This is a genomic window from Streptomyces sp. ATexAB-D23, assembly GCF_000373645.1.
Taxonomy (GTDB): domain Bacteria; phylum Actinomycetota; class Actinomycetes; order Streptomycetales; family Streptomycetaceae; genus Streptomyces; species Streptomyces castrisilvae.
In genome coordinates this window covers 1-24600 of record NZ_KB892016.1, presented here as the reverse complement: position 1 = coordinate 24600, position 24600 = coordinate 1, and the positions used below count along the sequence as shown (strand labels likewise).

The 24600-nt window shown below is 73.0% G+C and carries 19 protein-coding genes; 13 read left to right on the top strand and 6 right to left on the bottom strand.

Annotated elements, in window-relative coordinates; genetic code table 11:
- Positions 1 to 10 precede the first annotated feature (10 nt).
- Complete coding sequence (locus B082_RS0116715; RefSeq protein ID WP_018552958.1) at positions 11 to 1603, bottom strand: LCP family protein; 1593 nt, start codon at positions 1601 to 1603, stop codon at positions 11 to 13.
- Between the two features lie 235 nt (positions 1604 to 1838).
- Entirely contained in the window at positions 1839 to 2588 is a 750-nt protein-coding gene (locus B082_RS0116710) for a TIGR03089 family protein (RefSeq protein ID WP_018552957.1), read from the bottom strand.
- Between the two features lie 138 nt (positions 2589 to 2726).
- On the opposite strand from B082_RS0116710, the gene B082_RS0116705 reads away from it, so the two are divergent.
- From B082_RS0116705 to B082_RS0116695, 3 genes are all read left to right on the top strand, one after another.
- The gene (locus B082_RS0116705) at positions 2727 to 4022 is read left to right on the top strand and encodes a peptidoglycan recognition protein (RefSeq protein WP_018552956.1); all 1296 of its coding nucleotides are present in this window, start codon (positions 2727 to 2729) and stop codon (positions 4020 to 4022) included.
- Positions 4023 to 4138: 116 nt separating this feature from the next.
- Positions 4139 to 5230 (top strand): nucleotidyltransferase family protein, encoded by a 1092-nt coding sequence (locus B082_RS0116700; protein ID WP_018552955.1) that lies wholly within the window; start codon positions 4139 to 4141, stop codon positions 5228 to 5230.
- A 91-nt stretch (positions 5231 to 5321) separates the two neighbouring features.
- On the top strand, positions 5322 to 6305 hold the full coding sequence (locus B082_RS0116695; protein WP_018552954.1) for a DNA-3-methyladenine glycosylase family protein: 984 nt from the start codon (positions 5322 to 5324) through the stop codon (positions 6303 to 6305).
- A gap of 146 nt (positions 6306 to 6451) precedes the next feature.
- Here the strand turns inward: B082_RS0116695 and B082_RS0116690 are convergent, their stop codons facing one another.
- From B082_RS0116690 to B082_RS0116680, 3 genes are all read right to left on the bottom strand, one after another.
- Positions 6452 to 7759 (bottom strand): coenzyme F420-0:L-glutamate ligase, encoded by a 1308-nt coding sequence (locus B082_RS0116690; RefSeq protein ID WP_018552953.1) that lies wholly within the window; start codon positions 7757 to 7759, stop codon positions 6452 to 6454.
- Positions 7756 to 8712 (bottom strand): 2-phospho-L-lactate transferase, encoded by a 957-nt coding sequence (gene cofD, locus B082_RS0116685; RefSeq protein WP_018552952.1) that lies wholly within the window; start codon positions 8710 to 8712, stop codon positions 7756 to 7758. The genes B082_RS0116690 and cofD overlap by 4 nt, the downstream gene beginning before the upstream one ends.
- Positions 8713 to 8868: 156 nt before the next feature.
- A complete protein-coding gene (locus B082_RS0116680) occupies positions 8869 to 9360 on the bottom strand; it encodes a cysteine dioxygenase (protein WP_018552951.1) in 492 nt (163 codons plus the stop codon).
- A 717-nt stretch (positions 9361 to 10077) separates the two neighbouring features.
- On the opposite strand from B082_RS0116680, the gene B082_RS0116675 reads away from it, so the two are divergent.
- The 3 genes from B082_RS0116675 (at position 10078) to B082_RS0116665 (ending at position 15965) form a co-directional block, all read left to right on the top strand.
- On the top strand, positions 10078 to 10341 hold the full coding sequence (locus B082_RS0116675; RefSeq protein ID WP_003968728.1) for a WhiB family transcriptional regulator: 264 nt from the start codon (positions 10078 to 10080) through the stop codon (positions 10339 to 10341).
- Positions 10342 to 10596: 255 nt separating this feature from the next.
- On the top strand, positions 10597 to 14421 hold the full coding sequence (locus tag B082_RS0116670; protein WP_018552950.1) for a glycosyltransferase family 2 protein: 3825 nt from the start codon (positions 10597 to 10599) through the stop codon (positions 14419 to 14421).
- Positions 14418 to 15965 (top strand): DUF5719 family protein, encoded by a 1548-nt coding sequence (locus tag B082_RS0116665; protein WP_018552949.1) that lies wholly within the window; start codon positions 14418 to 14420, stop codon positions 15963 to 15965. The genes B082_RS0116670 and B082_RS0116665 overlap by 4 nt, the downstream gene beginning before the upstream one ends.
- Positions 15966 to 15979: 14 nt before the next feature.
- Here B082_RS0116665 and B082_RS0116660 read toward each other — a convergent pair whose 3' ends face one another.
- Positions 15980 to 16408 (bottom strand): metallopeptidase family protein, encoded by a 429-nt coding sequence (locus B082_RS0116660; RefSeq protein ID WP_026249870.1) that lies wholly within the window; start codon positions 16406 to 16408, stop codon positions 15980 to 15982.
- A 333-nt stretch (positions 16409 to 16741) separates the two neighbouring features.
- Here B082_RS0116660 and B082_RS0116655 point away from each other — a divergent pair, with 333 nt between their 5' ends.
- From B082_RS0116655 to ahcY, 7 genes are all read left to right on the top strand, one after another.
- Positions 16742 to 17119 carry a DUF3499 domain-containing protein gene (locus tag B082_RS0116655; RefSeq protein WP_018524691.1) on the top strand — a complete coding sequence of 126 codons (378 nt, stop codon included), beginning with the start codon at positions 16742 to 16744 and terminating at the stop codon, positions 17117 to 17119.
- A 59-nt stretch (positions 17120 to 17178) separates the two neighbouring features.
- On the top strand, positions 17179 to 18543 hold the full coding sequence (locus B082_RS0116650; RefSeq protein WP_018552947.1) for a phosphomannomutase/phosphoglucomutase: 1365 nt from the start codon (positions 17179 to 17181) through the stop codon (positions 18541 to 18543).
- A gap of 716 nt (positions 18544 to 19259) precedes the next feature.
- Complete coding sequence (locus tag B082_RS0116645; protein WP_018552946.1) at positions 19260 to 19442, top strand: Trm112 family protein; 183 nt, start codon at positions 19260 to 19262, stop codon at positions 19440 to 19442.
- Positions 19443 to 19497: 55 nt separating this feature from the next.
- Positions 19498 to 20634: an SIS domain-containing protein gene (locus tag B082_RS0116640; RefSeq protein ID WP_018552945.1), complete on the top strand. Its 1137-nt coding sequence runs from the start codon at positions 19498 to 19500 to the stop codon at positions 20632 to 20634.
- An 80-nt stretch (positions 20635 to 20714) separates the two neighbouring features.
- On the top strand, positions 20715 to 21902 hold the full coding sequence (gene manA / locus B082_RS0116635; RefSeq protein WP_018552944.1) for a mannose-6-phosphate isomerase, class I: 1188 nt from the start codon (positions 20715 to 20717) through the stop codon (positions 21900 to 21902).
- Positions 21903 to 21992: 90 nt separating this feature from the next.
- A complete protein-coding gene (locus B082_RS0116630; protein ID WP_018552943.1) occupies positions 21993 to 23078 on the top strand; it encodes a cation diffusion facilitator family transporter in 1086 nt (361 codons plus the stop codon).
- A gap of 268 nt (positions 23079 to 23346) precedes the next feature.
- The coding region (gene ahcY, locus B082_RS0116625; protein ID WP_018552942.1) for an adenosylhomocysteinase at positions 23347 to 24600 on the top strand (1254 nt) is incomplete at its 3' end.

The window sequence follows — 24600 nt, the reverse complement described above, 5'->3', positions numbered from 1 at the left end:
GGCCATTGCTTTACTGCTTGCACAGGTCGGTCGCGGCATTGTTCCCCGAATAGGTGGGTGTGGGGGACGGCCCGGAGGCATCGGCGGAGTCCGCACCCCTGCCGTCGTCGTTCTTGTCGTCGTCCTTCTTGCCGTCGTCCTTCTTCAGCTCGTCCGCGGGCACCACAGCGACCGGTTTGTCCGCGCGCAGCTGCTTGAAGAGCTTGTCCGCGTCGGGCTGCACCAATTCGTCCCGGTTAGCATCGAGGTGGTAGGGCTGCCGGGGGACCGTCAGGAACTGCACCTTGTCGGTGGGGACGTCACGCATGCCCCGCACCAGTTCGTAGAGGTCCTTCAGGCTGGCCAGCCCCGGGTCGGTGGTCAGCGCCTTGGTCGCCGCGTCCAGCACCGGGTAGAGCCGTGTCGGGTTGAGGAGGACGCCGTTGCTCTGCACCTTGTTGACCAGCGCGCCCAGGAACTGCTGCTGGCGGTCCATGCGGTCGGTGTCACTGCCGTTGCCGATCGACTTGCGGGCCCGCACGTAGCCGAGCGCCTGCTCGCCGTTGAGCTTGTGGCGGCCGGCCGCGAGCTTGAGGTGGGCGTCGCTGTCGTCGATCGGCTCCTTGAGGCAGATCTCGACCCCGTTGACCGCGTCGACCATGTCCTTGAAGCCGTTGAAGTCGACGACCATGTGATGGTCGATGCGGATGCCCGTCATCTTCTCGACGGTCCGGATGGTGCAGGCGGTCCCGCCCATCTCGAAGGCCCAGTTGAACTGGGCGAACTGCGGCTTGCTGGCCGACTTGTCCGCCTTGTGGCAGGTCGGGATGTCCACCATCAGGTCACGCGGGATCGACATGGCGGTGGCGCTCTTACGGTCCGCCGCCAGGTGCAGCAGGATCGTGGTGTCCGAGCGCTGGCTGCCGCCGTCGTCGCGGCCGTACTTGCGGTTGTCACCGGCCCGGCTGTCCGAGCCGATGAGCAGGATGTTCTCCGCGTCGTGGACGACGGAGACGGGCCGCTCCTTCTCGTACACCTTCAGCTCGGCCGCCGCCGAGGTGTCCGTACGGATGTTGCCGTCGAGCTTCTTGTACAGCCACCAGCCGATGCCCGCCGCGACGAGCACCACGAACGAGGTGCCGAGCGCGGTCCAACGCAGCCAGTGCCGTTTGCGCCTGACGGTGATGTCGAGGGCCGCGCCCTCGTTCTTCGCACCGGGCTCCGGCGCCGGGCCGCTGCCCGAACCACTGCGTGTCTCCCCGCCGGGCGCGGCGGACTGCTTGTCGCCGTCCGGCGCGGACTGCTTGTCGCCGTCCGGCGTGTCCCGGGGCGTGTCCCGCTTGTCGCTGTCCGGCGCGTCCCGGGCCGCGTCCCGCTTGTCGCCGTCCGGCGCGTCCCGCTCCGACGGTTCGCCGGCCGGGGCGTCCTGACGGGCCGGTTCACTGCCCGGCGCGTCCTGCCCGGCCGGTTCGCCGTCGGCCGGTGGCGCGTCCTGCCCGGCCGGTTCGCTTTCCTGCGGCCGGCTTCCGGCCTGCTCGCTTCCGGGCGGCGGCGCGTCCGGTGTCCGGTCCCCGCTCGCGGCCGAGTCGTCGGGGTCGCCCGGAGTGCCGGCGCTTTCGGTCACGTCTGCGTCCATCCTTCACGTTCGGCGGCGCGCTGGGCCGCCGGTCGCAGAAGTAGACGGCTGAACCTCACGCTTGGTTGTGCCTCGGCGAGACATCCCTGGGGCAGACCCTCGGGGTCCGTACCGCAGATCATGTACCGGAGTTGAGCACCAGAGCGGAGGGCTCGGCCCACGATGGGCCGGACGGGTGCCCCTCGGGCCGCTTGTCGTACCGGCTACGAGGAGCACCCCGCCGTCACACCGTCAGCGTGACCCGCTCGCTCTCCAGCCGCTGGGCCAGTGCGTCCGCGCCCAGCTCGCCGAGGTGGCGGCACAGGACCACCGAGCCCCCGGTGACCAGCGGCGCGTAGAGCCCGGCGCTGAGGCCGTCCCATGTGTCGTACGTACGCCCCGACAGCAGCCGCGCCCCCTCGGCCAGGCCCAGCGCCGCCCCGTCCTCGCGGGCCCGCGCCACCAGTTCGGCCCCCGTGAAGCCGGCCCCGCCCACCGTCAGCGCCAAAGCGTCCGGGTCCACCGGAGCGAACGGCGCGAACCGGTCGCCCTGCCCCGGCACCTCCACGGCATAGTCCGCGAACCCCTCGGGCGCCTGCGGGAACCTCCCGCCCAACGGGCGCAGCGCCAGGGCGATCCGCTCGCCCCGGCAGGCCCGCGCCGCGTCCAGCGTGTCCGGCCCGGTGACGACGAGGTCGGCGCCGGCCGGATCGCCCTGCACATCGGCGACGACACCGACCGAGGCACAGGCCAGCAGCCAGACCGCGGACTGCCAGTGCGCGGGAAGCAGCAGCGCGAGCCGGTCACCGGGCTCGGCCGCCAGGTCGCCCTGGAGCAGATTGGCGGTCTTGGCCACCCAATTGGCGAAGGTGGCCACCGACAGTTCGACGCGTTCTCCGGTGGCGTCGTCGTAGAAGGTGACCAGGGGGCGGGCCGGGTCCGCGGCGAGCGCGGAACGCAGCAGGTCGGCAGGGGTGCGGTCGCTGGCGTTCATGTGCGGAAGGGTACGCGGCGGCGGCAGAGGCGCCCTCGTGCGGCGGCTGCCGCGTACACCGGTTCGGCAGACGGGCCGTCAACGACCCGGCACAATCCGGGTCGCCGGAGTTGTCCGGTTATGCCAAGGATCCTATGTATGCGTGCCTTCACTGCATCCGCCATTGGTGTCACCTGCACGGCAGCGTTCGTCCTGCCGCTCGCCGCGCCCGTGGGCGCTGCCCCCGACACCCCAGCCCACGAGGCAGCGGCGGGCTCCGAACCCGCTGACCTGCCCGGCTCCACGCAGTCCCTGCCCCTGGACCCCCCGGCCGCGCCCTCCGCGCGGGCCACCGGAGCACCGGCCGGGGAGCAGGGACTGACCGGGCGCACGGTCAGCCCGTTCTCCATGGTCGGGGTCGTCTGGGACGACGTGGACGCCGAACTCCACGGCACCGCCCAGGTCCGCACCCGTGCCACCGCGACCCACCGCTGGTCCGGCTGGCAGGACCTGGAGACCCACAACGCCGAACACGCCCCCGACCCCGGCGCCGCCGAACGCGCCCCGGGCACCGTCAAGGGCTCCACCGCCCCGCTCTGGGTCGGCGACAGCGACGGCGTCGAGGTCCGCGTCCGCCCCGGGGCCCCGGACACCCGCGACGCGTCCGCCACCCCCGTGCCGCTGCCCGCCGGACTGCACCTCGAACTCGTCGACCCCGGCAAGGACCCTCGGGACATCACGGGCGCGATGGGCGCGGACCGGGCCGCCGGCCGCGCGGGTGCCGTACTGCCCGCGCCGAGCAGGTCCGAGACGGTGCCCGGCACCCGGCCGGCGTCCGCCGCCGAGCCGTACATCGGACCGCGCCCGAGCATCGTCACCCGCCAGGGCTGGGGCGCCGACGAGACGCTGCGCGAGCAGGCCTTCGCGTACACCTCGACCGTCAAGGCGGCCTTCGTCCACCACAGCGCCACCGGCAACAACTACACCTGCTCCCAGGCGCCCTCGGTGATCCGCGGCATCTACCGCTACCACGTCACGAGCAGCGGGTGGCGCGACATCGGCTACAACTTCCTGGTCGACAAGTGCGGAAACATCTACGAGGGCCGGGCCGGTGGCGTGACCGAGGCGGTCCTGGGCGCCCACACCCTCGGCTTCAACACCGACACCACGGGCATCGCAGTCCTCGGCACCTTCACCAGCACCGAACCGCCCGCCGCCGCCGTCACCGCCGTCTCCGAGCTCACCGCCTGGAAGCTCGGCCTGTTCGGCGCCGACCCGAAGGGCAAGGTGACCCTGGTCTCGGGCGGCAGCAACAAGTACGAGAAGGGCGCGAAGGTCAGCCTCGACGTGATCTCCGGACACCGCGACGGATTCGCAACCGAATGCCCCGGAGAGCGTCTTTACAAGAAGCTCGGGACGGTCCGGACCACATCGGCCGGTCTACAGGGCCGCTGAGGACCCCAGGGGCACCTGCCGCAGACCCTCTGACCGAAGGGCGCCCCTACGGTCTGCATACACTGGCCGGAAACTTCACACGAGGCCCGGCCCCAGCAGGAAGCGAAGACAGTGCTGTGACAGAGGCAAAAGAAGCGATCCTCCTGGTCGGGGGCAAGGGGACCCGGCTGCGCCCGCTCACGGTGCACACGCCCAAACCCATGGTTCCGGCCGCGGGCGTCCCCTTCCTCACGCACCAGCTGGCACGCGCACGGGCCGCCGGGGTCGAGCACATCGTCCTCGCCACCTCGTATCTGGCGGAGGTCTTCGAGCCGTACTTCGGTGACGGTTCCTCACTCGGCCTGCACATCGAATACGTCACCGAGCGCGAACCGCTCGGCACCGGCGGCGCCATCCGCAACGTCGCCCACCGCCTCGCCTCCGGCCCGGACGAACCGGTGCTCATCTTCAACGGCGACATCCTCACCGGACTCGACATCCGGGCCCTGGTCACCTCGCACGCCGACTCCGGCGCCGACGTCTCCCTCCACCTGACCCGGGTCGAGGACCCGCGCGCCTTCGGCCTCGTGCCCACCGACGACACCGGCCGCGTCACCGCCTTCCTGGAGAAGCCGCAGACGCCCGAGGAGATCGTCACCGACCAGATCAACGCCGGCGCGTACATCTTCCGCCGCTCGGTCATCGACACCATCCCGGCCGGCCGCCCGGTCTCCGTCGAGCGGGAGACCTTCCCCGGCCTCCTCGCCGACGGCGCCCACCTCCAGGGCATGGTCGACTCCACGTACTGGCTGGATCTGGGCACCCCGCAGGCGTTCATACGGGGCTCGGCGGACCTCGTCCTCGGCCGCGCCCCCTCCCCGGCCGTCCCGGGCCGCTGCGGCGACCGCCTCGTCCTGCCCTCCGCGTCCGTCGCCTCCGACGCCAAGCTCTCCGGCGGCACGGTGATCGGCGCCGACGCGGTGATCGGCGCGGGCGCCCGGATCGACGGCTCCACCGTGCTCGCGGGCGCGACCGTCGAACCCGGCGCCGTGATCACGGACTCCCTGGTCGGAGCCGGTGCCCGGATCGGCAGCCGTACGGTGCTGGCCGGCGCGGTCGTCGGCGACGGCGCCGAGGTGGGCGCCGACAACGAACTGCGCGAGGGCGTACGCGTCTGGTGCGGGGCGCGGCTGCCGGACGCCTCGGTGCGGTTCTCCTCGGACGAGTGACCTGACCGGCCACTCCCGCCCGTACGGGGACCAGGTGGCCGAAAACAGCCGTACCCTCGACAGGCACCCCCGACAACCGAGGACCTCACCCGTGGCAGGACGATTCGCTCCCCGCGACGCCCGGCGCGCGCCCGTCCCGCACCAGGCGGCGGCCACGCCCGTACCGGCGGCGCAGACCCGCGTCTGGACCCCGCCGGGCCCGCTCGACCTGCGGCTCGTCCTCGGTCCGCTGCGCCGGGGCCCCGCCGACCCCACGTTCCGGATGTCCGCCGACGGCTCCGTGCGCCGGGCCAGCCGCACACCGGCCGGCCCCGGCACGCTCCATGTCGTCGCCCGCGAGGGCCGCATCGAGGCGGCCGCCTGGGGGCCCGGCGCGTCCTGGCTGCTGGACCAGCTGCCCACCCTGCTCGGCGAGGGCGACGACCCGGCGGCCTTCATCCCGCGCCACCGCCTGCTCGCCGTGACCCAGCACCGCCGGCCGGGACTGCGGCTGCTGCGCACGGGCCTGGTGCTGGAGTCGCTGATCCCGTCGGTCCTGGAGCAGAAGGTCACGACGGACGAGGCGTACCGCGCCTGGCGCCTCCTGGTACGCAGGTACGGGGAACCCGCGCCCGGCCCGCAGGAGTACGGCCTCTACGTCATGCCGGACGCCCGCACCTGGTCGCTGATCCCGTCCTGGGAGTGGCACCGGGCGGGCGTCGACTCCAAGCGCTCGGCGACGATCCTGCGCACGGTGCGGGTGGCCCGCCGCATGGAGGAGGCGGCCGCCATGGAGCTGCCCGACGCGCTGACCCGCCTCCAGGCGATCCCGGGCATCGGCCCCTGGACGGCGGCGGAGACCCTGCAACGCTCGAACGGAGCGGCGGACGCGGTGACCGTCGGCGACTTCCACCTGCCCGGCATCGTCGGCCACGCCCTGGCGGGCAACCGCAACGCCGACGACGAGGAGATGCTCGCCCTCCTGACCCCGTACGAGGGCCAACGCCACCGCGCCACCCGCCTCATCCTGCTCTCGGGTGAAACCCCGCCCCGCCGGGCGCCCCGCTTCCAGCCCAGGGACATCGCCCGGCTGTGAGCCGAGGCCGGTCCGGGCAGAACCAAGCCCGTCCGGCGGTGCATTCAAGCCGGTCCGGCGGCCGAGGCCGGTCCGGGCACATTCATGCCCGTCCGGCGATTGAGGACCGGGGTCCGGGGCGGAGCCCCAAAAGCCCTCGCGCCGCCCTACCTCACCACCACGAAATCCTCCGCGTCGCGCCCCACCCGCGGCCCGGGGTCCGTAGCCGGCCGCCCCACCGCCACCGCCCCCAACGGGTCCCACGCCTCCGGCAGCCCCAGCACCTCCCGCACCACATCCCGGCAGAACATCGTCGAGGACACCCACGCGGACCCCAGCCGCTCACCGGCCAGCGCCACCAGGAAATTCTGGATACCCGCACCCGCCGCCACGACGAACATCTCGCGCTCCGCGCCGTCCCGCCGCTCGTCCCCGTAGGTGTGGGAGCCGTCCATCACCAGGCACGGCACCACCAGATACGGCGCCCGCCGCAGCACATCGCCGCGCCGCACGCGCTTGGCGATCGACTCCTCGCTCTTGCCGTCGCGCCGCAGATCCGCGATCCACGCGTCCCGCATCGCGTCGAGCAGCCGGGTCCGTGCCTCGGGGGACTCCAGCAGGACGAAGCGCCACGGCGTCGTGTGGTGGGGGGCCGGCGCGGTCACCGCCGCGGCGACCGCTCGCCGTACCGCACCCGGGTCCACCGGGTCGTCGGTGAACTCGCGCACCGTGCGCCGCCGGGTCATCGCCTCCCGTACCGCCTCGGAGGTGCCGAGCCGGAACATGTCGTCGGCCGCCACCCGCACCATCGCGCGGGCGCCCTGCGCGTCCGCCGGGTCCACGACGTGGCCGAGGCCGCGCACCACCGCGACCGGAAGCCCGTCCGCCTTGCCCTTGACCAGGTCACCCGCGGCGGCCAGCTCGTCGGCGGTGGCGACCACCGTCGCGCTCAGCGGATTGCCGTACGCGTCGGTGCCGCCCCGCAGGTCGTCCAGGACCCGCACCCCGGCCGCGCCGATCGCGACATCGGTCAGCCCGCTGCGCCAGGGCCGGCCGAAGGTGTCGGTGACGACGACGCCGACCTCGACGCCGAGCGTCGCACGCAGCCCTTCCCGGATCGCGCGGGCGGACGCGTCGGGGTCCTCGGGCAGCAGCAGGACCGTGCCGGCTGGGGTGTTCGACGCGTCGACCCCGGCGGCGGCCATGACCAGGCCCTGCCGGTTCTCCACGATGCGCAGCGAACCGCGCCGCGCCACCACCCGTACCGTCTCGGCGTCGATCGCCGCCTCCCGGTCGGTGGCCTCGACGATCCGGCCCTCCGCCTTGGAGACGATCTTCGAGGTGACGAGCAGCACATCACCGTCGGCGAGGCCGGGCTCGGTGGCCGCGATCAGCTTGGCGAGGTCGTCCCCGGCGCGTACTTCGGGCATCCCGGGCAGGGCCCACACACGGTAGGAGGGCGCGGTGGTGCTCATGCGCGTACCTCCTCGGCGAGGGCCAGCGCCTGCCGGGCCATCTCGGCGGTGGCGGTGACGTCGGTCATCATCAGCGGCACGGAGCGGCAGCGGATGCCCGCCGACTCGACCTCGTCCACCGTGCCCGCGTCCACGGTGTCGACCAGCCAGCCGTCGAGGAGCCCGGAGCCGTAGTGCTGGGCGACCGCGGCGGCCGTCGACTCGACGCCCACCGCGGCCAGGACCTTGTCCGCCATCCCGCGCACCGGGGCGTCACCGACGATGGGAGAGAGCCCGACGACCGGCACTCCGGCCTCGGCGATGGCCTCGCGGATGCCGGGCACGGCGAGGATGGTCCCGACGGACACGACCGGGTTGGACGGCGGGAAGAGGATGACGTCGGCCTCGGCGATGGCCTCCAGGACGCCCGGTGCGGGCTTCGACTGCTCCGCGCCGACGGGCACGATCGCCCGCGCCGGGACGGAGGCCCGCAGTTTCACCCAGTACTCCTGGAAGTGCACGGCTCGGCTCTCGCCGCCGTCGTCGATCGCCACATGCGTCTCGACGCGGTCGTCGGACATGGGCAGCAGCCGGACACCCGGCTTCCAGCGGGCGCAGAGCGCCTCGGTGACGGCGCTGAGCGGATAGCCCGCGCCGAGCATCTGGGTACGGACGACATGGGTGGCGATGTCGCGGTCGCCGAGCCCGAACCACTCGGGGCCCACGCCGTACGCGGCGAACTCCTCCTTGACGTGGAAGGTCTCGTCGGTACGGCCCCAGCCCTGCTCCTCGTTGATGCCACCGCCGAGGGTGTACATCACGGTGTCGAGGTCGGGGCAGACCTTGAGTCCGAACAGATGGATGTCGTCACCGGTGTTGCCGATGACCGTGATGTCCGCGTCGGGCGCGGCCTCCTTGAGGCCACGCAGGAAACGAGCACCACCGATACCGCCGGCCAGAACCACAATGCGCATGCAAACAGTCTGTCAGGCGAAGCCTGATCATTGTGGGGGTGGTGGCGGGCGGCGGGTGGGACTGTCGGGCGAAGCCTGATCATTGTGGGGGTGGTGGCGGGCGGCGGGTGGGACTGTCGGGCGAAGCCTGATCGTTGTCGGGGTGGTGGCGGGCTGTCAGGCCGTGGCGGTGGCCGGGGCGCACTGGGCGGTGTGCATCGGCATGTCGGTGAGGCCCGGGTAGTAGACGTGGAGGCTGACGGCCGGTTCGAGGGAGGCGTTGACGACCTCGTGGAGGTAGCCGGGGGCGAAGACGCGCTGGGCCGAGGCGCCCAGCGTCCGCTTCCCCCGGTCCGTACGCTCGGTCAGCTCGCCGTCCAGGACGGTCAGGACGCCGGAGGACGGGCCGTGGTCGTGCAGGCCGCTGCCCTGGCCGGGGACCCAGCTGAGCAGCCAGACCTCGTAGCCGGGTCCCTGGCGCAGGCGGTGGTACCAGCGGGTGGTGGCGTCGTACTGGACGAGCGGCGCCCACTGGGAGCGGTCGGCGGCGATGGCGCGGGCGAGGCCGACGAATTCGGCAACGGTGACGGGGTGTTCGCGGGCGGGGCGCAGCAGGTGCTGGACTTCAAGGAGGTCGCCGGCGATCTGGAGGTCGCTGTCGCTGTTCATGGATGCGGTGGTTCCTCGGCAGGGGAGCGAGTGCGGTGCGGTGCGGTGAGGTGTCGCGAGGACCGGGGACCGGCGGTCGCTAAGCCGTGAGGGGCGCTGCGGGAGGGGCCGGGGGTCCGGGTGAGGTGCCGAGGCCGGAGCGGGAGGGCTACGACAGCGTCGGCGGCGTCAGCAGCTGAGACAGCTGGAACAGCAGCAGCGAGCCTGGACAGCGCTACGGAACCCGCGGGTGCGGGTGGCGTGCGTCGCTGAGGTCACTGGCATGACATCAAGGAGAACCGGAGAACCACCCACTGTCAACCCGATGTCCGATTTGGCGGCAATGTTTCACCTCATCCGGTTACCCGGAGCGGAGAAAGGTTTGTGCGCCACCGTGCGGGGACAGGTGGCGCAGCAGTCGTGCCGCTAAACGCGGGTACGGCACCGTGACCCGAATGTGATCTTGGTCGCTTCAGTGATCGAATCGCAACGTGTTCGAGCTCCCGGCGGTTTGTCTCCATGGGGAGCGAGGGCGTGAGAGAGCCCATGGCATATGTCAGGTTTTTGGTGATTTGAACACTTAACGCATACGCTTGGTTCCGCAGAGTGAATAGCGGGGCCAATAGCAGATCTGGGCTTGACCCCCCAGAGCTACACACTTGTAATTTCACTCGTGTCGTTCGGTCGATCGGATAACGGCCGCATCACGGGGACGCAAGAGACAGACGAGGGGCGCACATGACCGAGCTGTTCCAGCAACTGCTGGTCGAGGACGCGGACGAGGAACTCGGCTGGCAGGAGCGCGCGCTGTGCGCCCAGACCGACCCCGAGTCCTTCTTCCCCGAGAAGGGTGGATCGACCCGCGAGGCCAAGAAGGTCTGCCTCGCCTGTGAAGTCCGTTCCGAGTGCCTGGAATACGCCCTTTCCAACGACGAGCGCTTCGGCATCTGGGGCGGCCTCTCCGAGCGTGAACGCCGCCGCCTGAAGAAGGCCGCGATCTGACCCACCCGCGACGGCCCGCCCCCTGCACCCCCCCCGCAGGCGGCGGGCCGTTTCCGTGCCCGGCTTCCGTGCTTCCGCCCCCGGCCGGGAGCCCCGTCGCACCCTCCGCCGGCCGCTCCGCGCCACCCCGCCTATCCGTACCGTTAGTGTGGGGCCCCGTCCGAGACGCGCCAACGACCCGACAGGGCGCGCGTGTACACCGATGCAGCCCCCGGGGGGACGTCCCCCGGACCCGGCCGGAGGGCCCGTACCTCGATGTCCGTGCACAGCCAATCAACGGCGCCGTACGCGGCCGCCGCCGCCCCAGAGTTCCCCCGGCATGTCGTCACCGCCGTGCTCGTCTCCCACGACGGCGCACGCTGGCTGCCCGACGCGCTCGCCGGACTGCTCGGGCAGGAACGCCCCGTACAGAACGTCGTCGCCGCCGACACCGGCAGCGCCGACGACTCCGCGCACCTGGTCACCGAGGCGCTCGGCGCCGACCGGGTCCTGCACCTCGCGCGGCGTACGAGCTTCGGCACCGCCGTCGACGAGGCGAGCCGCACGGCCGGCGTCCTGACCCCGGACGACCTCCCCTACCTGAAGCGGCCCAGCGGCTGGGACCCGGTCACCCGGACCTGGCACGACGAGGCGTACGAGATGCCCGAGCTGCCGCACGGCGAGCCGGTGCAGTGGCTCTGGCTGCTCCACGACGACTGCGCGCCCGCGCCCGACGCGCTCGCCGAGATGCTGCGCGTCGTGGACAACGACCAGCACGCCGCGATCGTCGGCCCCAAGCTGCGCGGCTGGTACGACCGCCGCCAGCTCCTCGAAGTCGGCGTCTCCATCGCCAACAGCGGACGCCGCTGGACGGGCCTGGACCGCCGCGAGCAGGACCAGGGCCAGCACGACCAGGTCCGCACCGTCCTGTCCGTCTCCACCGCCGGCATGCTCATCCGCCGGGACGTCTGGGAGGAACTCGGCGGCTTCGACCGCAGGCTCCCCCTGATGCGCGACGACGTCGACCTGTGCTGGCGCGCCCACATGGCGGGCCACCGCGTCCTCGTCGCCCCGGACGCCGTCCTGCGGCACGCCGAGGCATCCGCCCGCGAGCGCCGCCCCATCGACTGCGCCGGCCGCTCGGTGGCCAGCCCGCACCGCGTGGACAAGGCCGGCGCCGTCTACACGATGCTCGTCAACGCCCGCGGCAAACGGCTGCCCTGGGTGCTGCTCAGGCTCGTCCTCGGCACCCTGCTGCGTACGCTCGCCTACCTCGTCGGCAAGGTCCCCGGCCAGGCCGTCGACGAGGTCACCGGCCTCCTGAGCACCCTGCTGCGCCCCGGCCGCATCCTGAGCGCCCGCCGCGCCCGCGGCAAGGGCGTGGTCGACGCCGCCGAACTGCGTGGCCTCTTCCCCGCGCCCGGTGCCACCGTCCGCGCCACCGTCGAACAGGTCGCCGGGAACTTCGGCGGCGGCTCCGACGCCGACACCGGCGGCTCCCGGCACGGCGCAGTCGAGTCGGGCCCCGGCGGCGACGACGCCGACTACCTGGAGATCGACCAGTTCGCCCGGCTGAAGAAGGTCGGGCGCAAACCCGGACCCGTGCTCTTCGCCGTCCTGCTCCTGGTCTCCCTCGTCGCCTGCCGCGGCCTCATCGGCGGCGGCGCCCTGGCCGGCGGCGCCCTGCTGCCCGCCCCGGGCGACGTCGCCGACCTGTGGGGCAGATACGCGGACGGCTGGCACACCATCGGCACCGGCGGCACCCCGACCGCACCGCCCTACCTGGCCGTGCTCGCGGCCCTGTCCGCGCTGTTCCTCGGCTCCACCGGCTTCGCGCTCACCCTGCTGCTCGTCTGCTCGGTCCCGCTCGCCGGGCTCACCGCGTACTTCGTCTCCCGCCCGCTGCTGCCCTCCCGGCTGCTGCGCGCCTGGGCCAGCATCGCGTACGCCTTCCTGCCCGCCGCGACCGGCGCCCTGGCCACCGGCCGCCTCGGCACCGCCGTCCTGGCCGTCCTGCTCCCGCTGATCGCCCGCACGGCCGTCTCCGCGCACGGCATGCGGGCCACCGGCGACAGCCGCGGCAGCTGGCGCGCCACCTGGGCGTACACCCTGCTCCTCACCCTCGCGATGGCCTTCACCCCCATCGTGTGGCCGCTCGCCGTGGTACTCGGCCTCGGCGTCCTGGTGCTGCGGCGCGGCGACATCACGGCCTACGGGCTGCGCTTCCTCGCCGCCGTCGGCACCCCGCTGCTCGTCCTCGCGCCCTGGTCGCTCTCGCTCCTGAGCAGCCCGTCCGCGTTCCTGAAGGAAGCGGGCCTGGAGACCGGTACGGGCTCCGCGTCCGCGCTGGACCTGCTCGGCATCAGCCCCGGCGGGCCGAAGGCCGCGGGCGGCGTCCTGCTGCTCGGCATCGTGCTCGCGGCGCTGGCCGCCCTGCTGCGCGGCGAGCGGCAGTTCGCCGTGCGGACCGCCTGGGTGGCCGCGCTGGTCGGTCTGGCGTTCGCCGGGCTCGCCAACGGCTCCGGCTGGGCGGGCCCCGCCACCCTCGTCTACGGTGCCGCGCTCATCGCCGCCGCGCTGATCGGCGCGGACGGCGCCCGCATCCGGGTCGCCGAACTCAGCTTCGGCTGGCGCCAGCCCGTCGCGGTCCTGATCGCCCTGGCCGCCGGACTGGCCCCGGTCCTGGCCGCCGCCGGCTGGATGATCGGCGGCGCGTCCGGCCCGCTGGAGCGCCGCGACCCGGTCCAGGTGCCCGCCTTCGTCGCGGAGGAGAGCGGCACCCGCGACCAGCCGCGCACCCTGGTGCTCGGCGGCACCTCGCCCGCCTCCGTCGCCTACACCCTCGTGCGCGGTTCGGGCGCCCGGCTGGGCGACGCGGAACTGGCCGAGGCGCAGGGCCGCAACAGCCACCTCGACAAGGTCGTCGCCAATCTCGTCGCCGGCTCGGGCGCCGACCAGGGCAGCCAGCTCAGCGGCTTCGCGATCCGCTACGTCCTCGTACGCGACGGGGCGCCGAAGCAGATGAGCCGGGTGCTCGACGCGACCCCGGGCCTGAGCCGGCTCAGCCAGCTGGACGGCAGCGCGCTGTGGCGGGTGGACCGCCAGGTCGCCCGGGTCATGATCATCCCGTCCGGCGACGACGCCGAGCCGCTCCCGGTGGGCTCCCGGCCCGTCGAGGCGCACACCAAGATCCCGGGCGGCGCCGCGGGCCGCGTGCTGCGGATCGCCGACGCCGCCGACCCCGGCTGGCAGGCCACGCTCGACGGCCGTGCGCTGACCCGCAAGACCGTGGACGGCTGGGCCCAGGGCTTCGAGCTCCCCGCCGAGGGCGGCACCCTGGACCTCACGTACGAGGAGCCCTTCACGCACACCGTGTGGATCTGGGCACAGATCGCGCTCGCCGTGATCCTCGTGGTCATGGCCCTGCCGGGCCGCCGCCGGGAGATCGACGACGACCTGCCCGAGGAGGCCGAGGCGGTCGTAGCCGAACCGGTCGCGGGCGAGGGCCGGCGCGCCCGCAGGCTGCGGGCTGCCGCCCTGGCCGAGAACGAGGCCGCGGGCGGAGCCGAGGAACCGGAGCCGGACGCGGCCCAGGAGACCGGCGAGCAGCCGGCGTACGTCCCCGCCCAGCAGGGCCCGGAGGGCGGCGACCCGGCCCCGGACCCCGAGGGTGCCCAGGACGACGACGACAACGTCTTCGTACCGCAGCAGCAGTACGGCGAGTGGGACGGCAGGCAGGGCGGTCAGTACCAGGACTCCGGCTATCCGCAGTACCAGGACGGCCAGTACCCGGACGCCCAGTACGCCGAGGGGCAGCAGCCGGACGCCGGCGGCTACGACCCGTACGGCTATCCGCAGCAGCAGGGCGAGTACGGCACGGGTGACCAGGGCCGGTACCAGGGCACCGGCTACCCGCAGTACCAGGACGGCCAGTACGCGGGCCCGTACGACCCGCCCCCGTACGATCCGGCGCAGTACGACCCGAACGGGTACGACGCCGAGGCCGGGCAGTACGGCGAGCAGCGCCCGTACGACCCGCAGAACCCCGAGAACCCCGCCCCGGGCCGGAACCCGTGGCCGACCCGAGGCGAGTCCGAGTGAAGTCCACCAGCCTGTCCCTCATCGCCGGGGCCGTCGCCCTGGCCGCTGTCACCGGGTTCGCCGCGCTCAACGTGCCGGACGGCGGCGGCACGGCCGAGGCGAGGACCGCCGCACGGCTGCCCGTCGAGCGGACCAGCCTGCTCTGCCCGGCGCCCGGCCTCTCCGACCTTTCGGAGACCGCGTACACGGCCTTCACCCCGGTCGGCGGGAGCGGCGGGTCGGCCGCGGGCGGCAAGGCCGAACTCCTCTCGTCCGCCAAGGACGACGAGGACGCCAAGAAGGACGACGACGAGGACGCCAAGAAGGACAAGGAGAAGAGCAAGAAGGGCAAGGAGGCGGACGGGAAGAAGCCCGTGGTCTCCCTGAAGGAGCCCGGCAAGCCCGCCACCGGCGAGGCGTCCGGCGCGGACTCGCCCGCGCTCATCGGCACCGCCACCGCCCGGCTGGCGCCCGGCTGGACCGCCCAGCAGACCACCACCATCGAGGCGGGCGACGGACGCGGCCTGCTCGGCATCAGCTGCACCGCGCCCGACACCGACTTCTGGTTCCCGGCGGCGAGCACCGCGAAGTCCCGCCAGGACTACGTCCACCTCACCAACCCGGACGACACGGCCGCCGTCGCCGACATCGAGCTGTACGGACCGGACGGCTCGCTCAAGTCCGACGTGGGCGAGGGCATCACCGTCCCGGCCGGCTCCGGCATCCGGGTGCTGATCTCGACGCTGACGAGCAAGGCCGCCGACGACGTGACCGTCCACGTCACCACCCGCTCGGGCCGGGTCGGCGCCGCCGTCAGGGCTGCGGACAGCAAGGCCGGCAGCGACTGGATCGCCGCGTCCGCCGAACCGGCGAAGACGCTCGTGCTGCCCGGAATCCCGGCCGACGCCACCTCGGTACGGCTGGTGGCGTTCGCCCCCGGCGACGACGACGCCGACCTCAAGCTGAAGCTGCTCGGCAAGTCCGGCGCGATCTCGCCGGCCGGCCACGACGAACTGCACGTCAAGTCGAAGATGACCGCCGGACTCGACCTGAAGGACCTCACCCGCGGAGAGGCCGGCTCACTGATGCTGGTCCCCGCAGAGGAGGGCAAGGCCACCCCCGTGGTCGCGGCGCTGCGGGTGGTCCGGGGCAAGGGCGACAAGCAGGAGGTCGGTTACATCCCGGCAACCGGCCCGGTCGGCGCGCGGGCGACCGCTGCCGACAACCGCTCCAAGGGCTCGGTCCTCTCGCTCGCCGCACCCGGAGCCGCCGGCACCGTCAAGGTCACAGCGTCCGCGGGCAGCAAGGGCGGCACCCCGGTCAGCAAGACGTACAAGATCGCCGCCGGCGCGACCGTGGCGGTCACCCCGCCGGTCCCCGCGGGCCTCAAGGGCACCTACGCCCTGACGGTCGAGACCCAGTCGGGCGGCCCGGTCCACGCCGCCCGGACACTCACCGTGGAACAGGACGGCATCCCGATGTTCACCGTGCAGACCCTGCCGGACGACAAGGGAACGGTGGAGGTACCGGCCGCCGAACAGGACCTGTCGGTACTCGACGACTGAGCGGCCCCGCCCCGCTACTCCTGGCCGTAGCGGGGGTCGACGGACTCGGGGGCGAGGCCCAGGAGTTCGGCGACCTGCTCCACGACGATCTCGTGGATGAGGAGGGCGCGCTCGTCGCGGCTCTTGGTGCGCAGCTCGACGGGCCGCCGGTAGACGGCGATCTGGGCGGGCCGCCCCTTCTCGGCGGAGAGCGCGCTGCCCAGCGGAACGGTCTCGTCCGCCGTCTCCGGCACCTCCAGGACGACGAAGTCGACCTCGGCCAGCTGTGGCCAGCGCCGCTCCAGCCGCTCGACGGAGTCCTGCACCAGATCGCGGAAGCTGTCCGCGCGGCTCGTGGAGAGCGGCACCTGCGGCGGGGCGACGGGCCCGCGCATACCGCGGCCGTGTCGGTCTCGGCGCCGCGGTCGCGGCTCGGACGGGAGGGGCGGTACGGGACTGTCCATCACCGACGCAGCCTAACGCTCCGGACCGGGCTCCGAGGGGCGGCGGGACGGCTGCCGTCCGCGAGCCGGACGCCCTGTCCGCTCCTGAACAATCCGGCCACACAGCAGCCCGTTTCCGGCCCCGCTCCCGACCGCCGCACTCGCGTCCTGGGAAAGGTTCGTGGCACAGCGGCGCCCGGAACCGTCGCCGTCGCGGCCCCGGGTCTCTCCCGCCGCGCAGGTCAGGGGAGTTGCTGTGGGGCGGTATGTGCCGGAGGTCACAGGGCGACACGGAGGGGTGAGCCGGGGGAGAGTCGTCGCAGCCCGCTCAAGAGTGCGGTACCGTCCAACATCGTGAGCCCTGTACGTCGCTGTTCGCGCACCGCGTGCGGCCGCCCTGCCGTCGCGACACTGACGTACGTCTATGCCGACTCGACTGCGGTCCTCGGCCCGCTCGCCACCTACGCCGAGCCCCACTGCTACGACCTCTGTGCCGAGCACAGCGAGCGGCTCACCGCGCCCCGGGGCTGGGAAGTCGTCCGGCTCTCCGACCCCTCCGCGCCCAGCCGCCCCAGCGGCGACGACCTGGAAGCGCTGGCGAACGCCGTACGGGAAGCCGCCCGCCCGCAGGAACGCGGCGACGGCACGCGGGGCGGCGGCCCGCGCACCGCGGACCCCATGGAGGTCGCCCGCAGGGGCCACCTGCGCGTTCTGCGTTCCCCCGACTCCTGAGGCGTCGCGGGCCGCCGGGTAGTTTGGCGGTCCGAAGAAGACCCCAGGAGGACCGGCCCGTGACCGCAGACCTGTCGCAGCTCGTGAAGGCGTACGACGTGCGCGGAGTCGTGCCCGACCAGTGGGACGAACCGCTGGCCGAACTGTTCGGGGCGGCGTTCGTGGCGGTGACCGGCGCGGACGCCGTCGTGATCGGCCACGACATGCGCCCGACCTCCCCCGGGCTGTCCGGGGCGTTCGCGCGGGGCGCGGCGGGGCGCGGTGCCGACGTCACGATGATCGGTCTGTGCTCCACGGACCAGCTGTACTACGCGTCCGGGGCGCTGGACCTGCCCGGCGCGATGTTCACGGCCTCGCACAACCCGGCGCGGTACAACGGCATCAAGATGTGCCGGGCGGGCGCCGCACCGGTCGGCCAGGACACCGGCCTGGCCGAGATCCGCACCCTGGTCGAGGAGTGGTCGCAGACGGGCGCCCCCGAGCCGGGCACCACCCCGGGCACGGTCACCGCACGTGACACCCTCACCGACTACGCCGCCCACCTGCTCTCCCTGGTGGACCTGACGGCGATCCGCCCGCTGAAGGTGGTCGTGGACGCGGGCAACGGCATGGGCGGCCACACCGTCCCCACCGTCTTCGCGGGGCTGCCGGTCGACCTGGTCCCGATGTACTTCGAGCTGGACGGCACCTTCCCGAACCACGAGGCCAACCCCCTGGACCCCAAGAACATCACGGACCTCCAGGCCCGCGTCGTGGCCGAGGGCGCCGATCTGGGCCTGGCCTTCGACGGCGACGCGGACCGCTGCTTCGTGGTGGACGAGCGGGGCGAAGGCGTCTCCCCGTCGGCGATCACCGCCCTCGTCGCCGCCCGCGAACTCGCCCGCAACGGCGGCCGGGGCACGGTCATCCACAACCTGATCACCTCCCGCTCCGTGCCCGAGGTCGTACGCGAACACGGCGGCACCCCGGTCCGCACCCGGGTCGGCCACTCCTTCATGAAGGCGGAGATGGCCGCCCACGGCGCGATCTTCGGCGGCGAGCACTCCGCGCACTACTACTTCCGCGACTTCTGGAACGCCGACACGGGCATGCTCGCCGCCCTCCACGTCCTGGCCGCGCTCGGCGGCCAGGAGGCCCCCCTCTCGGCCCTGGTCGCCCAGTACGACCGCTACGCCGCCTCCGGCGAGATCAACTCCACGGTCGACGACCAGCCCGCCCGCACAGCCAAGGTCCGCTCCGCCTTCGCCGACCGCGAGCACATCACCACGGACACCCTGGACGGCCTCACGATCACCTCCCCCCACTGGTGGTTCAACCTCCGCCCCTCGAACACGGAACCCCTGCTCCGCCTGAACGTGGAGGCGGAGAACGAGGAAACGATGAGAGCGGTACGCGACGAGGTACTGACCCTGATCCGCGGATAACCACCCACCACCCCTGTCCGGCCACCCACCATCCCCGTCCGGCCACCCCAGCCTCGTCGACCGTTCCCAGCCCCATCGGGCCACCCCGGCCCGCTGGCTACTCGCGCCTATCTGGTGGTTGGAGGCGCGTGATCAAACCCCAGGCCCGTCGGGCCACCTCCAGGCCCGTCCGACAACCCAAGCCCCTCCGGCCATTCCCACCTCTGTCCGGCCACTCAGCCCCGTCCGACCATCTTTCCGCCCCGTCCGGCCATCCCCGGCTACTTTGGCCACCCTGGCCCCTCTGACCACCTCAGCTCCTCTGGTCACCTTGGCCCCGTCGACCACCTCAGCTCCTCTGGTCACCCCGGCCCCTCCGGCCATCCCCACCTCCGTCCGGCCACTCAGCCCCTCCGGCGTTTGAGGAGCGGGGCCCGGGGCGGAGCCCCGAATCCCTGGCCGGGCGTGCGTGCCCATCGGCCTTGTCCATCTCCAGCCCCTCCGGCGTTTGAGGAGCGGGGAGCGGGCGGAGCCCCGAAGCCGCTCGCGGCCATCCCCAGCCTCGCCGGCGCTTGAGGCGCGGGGGCCCGGGGGCGGAGCCTCCGGTTTCGGGAAGGGGCGGGGAGGGGACAAGGGCCCGCCGCAGGCGCCCCCCAGCCCCCCAGCGGTAGGCTGACCCCGCCACAACCGCACCGAACCCCGCCCCACCGCCCCACCCCGCCCGAAGGGACCACCCCATGCCGCTCGAAGCCGGCCTCCTGGAGATCCTGGCCTGCCCGGCCTGCCACTCCCCGCTCGACGACAGGTCGGCCGCCGACAGCCCGGAACTGGTCTGCACCGGCAAGGACTGCGGCCTGGCCTACCCGGTACGGGACGGCATCCCCGTACTCCTCGTCGACGAGGCCCGCCGCCCCGCGTAACCGGCCGCACACCCGCACCAGCCGGTGACCGGCATGTGATCGGAGGACCGTCCCCATGCTCGACGAGTCGTTGCTCGACGCCCCGGAAGCCCTGGCCCGAGCCGACCGCCGCGGTCTGCTCCGCGGCGCCGCCGAGGCCGGGGCCCGGGTCCGTACCGCCGCCCGGCACGCGACGGAGGCCGGGATCACGGAGCTGAAGCCGGAAGGCCGCCCCCGCGCCGTCCTCGTCGCCGGCCCCGGCACCGCCGCGACCGGCGTCGCGGACCTGATCGCCGCGCTCGCCGGCGCCTCCGCCCCGGTCACCCGTATCCACCCGACCGGCGTCGCCCCCGCCCCCGGCGCACTGCGCTGGACGCTGCCCGGCTGGGCCGGCTCCGTCGACCTGCTGCTCATCGCCACGGCGGACGGTTCCGAACCGGGCCTCGCCCTCCTCGCGGAACAGGCGTACCGCCGCGGCTGCACGGTCGTGGCCGTCGCCCCCCTGCGCTCCCCGCTGCGGGAGGCGGTCCACGGGGTGCACGGCGTCGTCGTACCGATGGCATCCGCCCCGCACGGCGAGTACGACGCCGAGACGTCGGCCGCCGGCCCCGGCACGCTCTGGGCCCTGCTCACCCCGCTGCTCGCGCTGCTCGACCGCGTCGGCCTGGTCACCGCCCCCGCCGACGTACTGCAGAGCGTCGCCGACCGCCTGGACCGTACGGCGGAGCGCTGCGGACCGGCCATCGCCACGTACAGCAACCCGGCCAAGACCCTCGCCGCGGAGCTCGCGGACAGCCTGCCGCTGATCTGGGCGGAGGGCGACGCGGCCGGCCCCGTCGGCCGCCGGTTCGCCGCGGTCCTGGCGGAGCTGTCGGGCCGCCCGGCCCTCGCCGCCGTGCTCCCGGAGGCGCTCCCGGCGCACGGGGGCCTGCTGGCGGGCGCGTTCGCCGCCGGGGCGGACCCGGACGACTTCTTCCGCGACCGCGTCGACGAGTCGGAACCCCTGCACGCCCGGGTGGTCCTGCTCCGCGACCGCCCCACCGGCGGCCTCAGCGCCGCCCCCGCGGCCCGCGAACTGGCCCTGGGCCACGACACGCCGATCAGCGAGCTCGAACCGGAAGAGGGCAGCACGCTCGAATCCCTCGCCGAGCTGCTCGCCGTCACCGACTTCGCCGCGGTCTACCTGGCCCTCGCCGCAAAGGGCGGCGCCTGAAACGGACTACGGAGCCCCGCGCACCGCGCAGCTCCCGCAGCACCTCGCACCACACAGAACAACGCACAAGGACAAACTCCATGGACCGGCTCTCCAACACCGTGCGCCCGTACGCCTGGGGCTCGACCACCGCGATCCCCGCCCTGCTCGGCGTCGCCCCCACCGGCGAGCCGCAGGCGGAGATGTGGATGGGCGCCCACCCCGGAGCCCCCTCCCGGATCACCCGCACCGGCACCGCCCCCACCGCGTCGGCCCCCGCCGAACAGGCCCTCACCGACGTCATCGCCGCCGACCCGGCCGGTGAGCTCGGCGCGGCCACCGTGGAGAAGTTCGGCCCGCGCCTCCCCTTCCTGCTGAAGCTGCTCGCCGCGGGCGCCCCCCTCTCCCTCCAGGTCCACCCGGACCTGGACCAGGCGCGGGCGGGGTACGCGGACGAGGAGCGCCGGTCCGTCCCGATCGACGCCCCGCACCGCACGTACAAGGACGCCAACCACAAGCCCGAGCTGATCTGCGCGCTCACCCCCTTCGACGGCCTGTGCGGATTCCGCCGCCCGCTGGAGGCGGCCGAGGCGATGGAGGGCCTGGGCGTCGACTCCCTCAAGCCGTACGTCGATCTGCTGCGCGCCCACCCCGAAGAGGGCGCCCTGCGCGAGGTGCTGACGGCGATCCTCACCGCGGACCCGGCCGAGATGGCCGAGACGGTGGCCGCCGCAGCGGCCGCCGCGGAACGGCTCGGCGGCGCCTACGCCCCGTACGCCCGCATCGCCCACCACTTCCCGGGCGACGCCGGAGTCATCGCGGCCATGCTGCTCAACTACGTGCGGCTCCAGCCCGGCGAGGCCCTGTTCCTCGGCGCCGGCGTGCCGCACGCGTACCTCGACGGCCTCGGCGTCGAGATCATGGCCAACTCCGACAACGTGCTGCGCTGCGGCCTGACGCCCAAGCACATCGATGTCCCCGAACTCCTGCGCATCGTCCGTTTCGAGGCGACCGATCCGGGAATCCTGCGCCCCGAGGCGTCGGCCTCAGGCGAGGAGCTGTACGAGACACCGGTCGACGAGTTCCGCCTCTCGCGCTTCGACCTGTCACCCGGCGCCGCCCCCGTCGACCTGACCGCGCCCACGCCCCAGATCCTGCTCTGCACGGCGGGCGCCCCGCGCGCCGGTGAGCTCGGTCTCGGCCCCGGCGAGTCGGCGTTCGTACCGGCGGGCGAGCCGGTCCGGGTGTCCGGAGCGGGCACGCTGTTCCGGGCCACAGTGGTGGCCTGACGTACCGTCCGCGGTACGGCGGCTGCAACAATGTGCCGCCGTACCGCGGACGCCGGAGCCGCAGCACCGAGGAAGGGACACCGAGCACCCATGAGTGCGTCAGGCGGAACCAAGGCGATCGTGGCGGCACTCGGCGCCAACCTCGCGATCGCAGTGGCCAAATTCGTCGCGTTCCTGTTCAGCGGCTCCTCGTCGATGCTCGCGGAGAGCGTCCACTCGCTCGCCGACTCCGGCAACCAGGGCCTCCTGCTTCTCGGCGGCAAGAAGGCCCAGCGCGAGGCCACCCCCCAGCACCCCTTCGGGTACGGCCGCGAGCGCTACATCTACGCCTTCCTCGTCTCCATCGTCCTGTTCTCCGTCGGCGGCATGTTCGCGGTCTACGAGGGCTACGAGAAGATCAAGCACCCCCACGCGCTGGAGTCCTGGTACTGGCCGGTCGGCGTGCTGGTCTTCGCGATCATCGCCGAGGGCTTCTCCTTCCGTACGGCGATCAAGGAGTCCAACCAGACCCGCGGCTCGCTCAGCTGGACGGACTTCATCCGCCGCGCGAAGGCCCCGGAACTCCCCGTCGTGCTGCTGGAGGACTTCGGCGCGCTCATCGGTCTGGTCCTCGCCCTCGCAGGCGTCGGCCTGGCCATCGGCACCGGCGACGGCGTGTGGGACGGCATCGGCACCCTCTGCATCGGCATCCTGCTGATCGCCATCGCGATCGTCCTGGCGGCCGAGACCAAGTCCCTGCTGCTCGGCGAGGCCGCCGGCACCGACCAGGTCGACAGGATCAGGGCCGCGGTCGTCGACGGTGACACGGTCACCGGCATCATCCACATGCGCACCCTCCACCTCGGGCCGGAAGAACTGCTGGTCGCCGCCAAGATCGCGGTCCAGCACGACGACACCGCCGACGAGGTCGCCAACGCCATCAACGCCGCCGAGTCCCGCATCCGCGAGGCCGTCCCGATCGCCCGGGTGATCTACCTGGAACCGGACATCTACAACGAGGCGGCCGCCGCGGCCGGCACCAACCCCGCCAAGACCCCGGGCGGCACCCCCGACGACGGGGCCACCACCCCCGGCCCGGAGGCCCCGGAACCGGGAGCCCCCGAGTCCGGAGCCCCCGAGTCTGGAGCCCCCGACACCCCGGCTACGCCGTCGGACCCGACGGAATCCGGCCACTGACCGCACCGGACACGCCATCGCGTACTCCGTACAGCCGCCCCCGCCCCGGTTCAGCCCCGGCGGACTGGGAGCGGCTGCGCCGTTCGGTGTAGATTCGACGGCAGTGTCAGACGTCGCTGCTGATGGCGGTCGATCGGTCCGTACGCCGGACCGGCCGAGGGAGAGAGGGCCTCCGACGGACTGCGCTGCGAGCTCCCGGGCATCCGTATGCCCGCTGCCGCAGAGCCGCCCTACCCACCCTCGACTCCACCACGAGGAGCAGCCCGTTATGACGACGGTCGCCAATCGACAGGACTTCAAGGTCGCCGATCTCTCCCTGGCCACCTTCGGCCGTAAGGAGATCACCCTCGCCGAGCACGAGATGCCCGGCCTGATGTCGATCCGCAAGGAGTACGCCGCCGCCCAGCCCCTGGCCGGCGCCCGCATCACCGGCTCGCTGCACATGACCGTGCAGACCGCCGTGCTGATCGAGACCCTGGTCGCCCTCGGCGCCGAGGTCCGCTGGGCCTCCTGCAACATCTTCTCCACCCAGGACCACGCGGCGGCCGCCATCGCGGTCGGCCCGGACGGCACCCCGGACGCCCCCGCCGGCGTTCCCGTCTTCGCCTGGAAGGGGGAGACGCTGGAGGAGTACTGGTGGTGCACGGAGCAGGCCCTGACCTGGCCGAACACGCCCACCGGCGGCCCGAACATGATCCTGGACGACGGCGGCGACGCCACCCTCCTCGTTCACAAGGGCGTCGAGTTCGAGAAGGTCGGCGCGGCCCCGGACCCGGCCACGGCCGACAGCGAGGAGTACGCGCAGATCCTCACGCTGCTCAACCGCACGCTCGGCGAGTCCCCCCAGAAGTGGACCCAGCTCGCCTCCGAGATCCGTGGTGTCACGGAAGAGACCACGACCGGTGTGCACCGGCTCTACGAGATGCACCGCGACGGCACCCTCCTGTTCCCGGCGATCAACGTCAATGACGCGGTCACCAAGTCGAAGTTCGACAACAAGTACGGCTGCCGTCACTCGCTGATCGACGGCATCAACCGGGCCACGGACGTGCTGATCGGCGGCAAGACGGCCGTGGTCTGCGGCTACGGCGACGTGGGCAAGGGCTGCGCGGAGTCGCTGCGCGGGCAGGGTGCCCGGGTGATCGTGACCGAGGTCGACCCGATCTGCGCCCTCCAGGCGGCGATGGACGGCTACCAGGTCGCCACCCTCGACGACGTCGTCGCGCAGGCGGACATCTTCGTCACNACGACGGGCAACAAGGACATCATCATGGCCGCCGACATGGCCCGGATGAAGCACCAGGCGATCGTCGGGAACATCGGCCACTTCGACAACGAGATCGACATGGCCGGCCTCGCCGCGATCGACGGCATCGTGAAGGACGAGGTCAAGCCGCAGGTCCACACCTGGACGTTCCCGGACGGCAAGGTCCTGATCGTGCTGTCCGAGGGCCGCCTGCTGAACCTGGGCAACGCCACCGGCCACCCCTCGTTCGTGATGTCCAACAGCTTCGCGGACCAG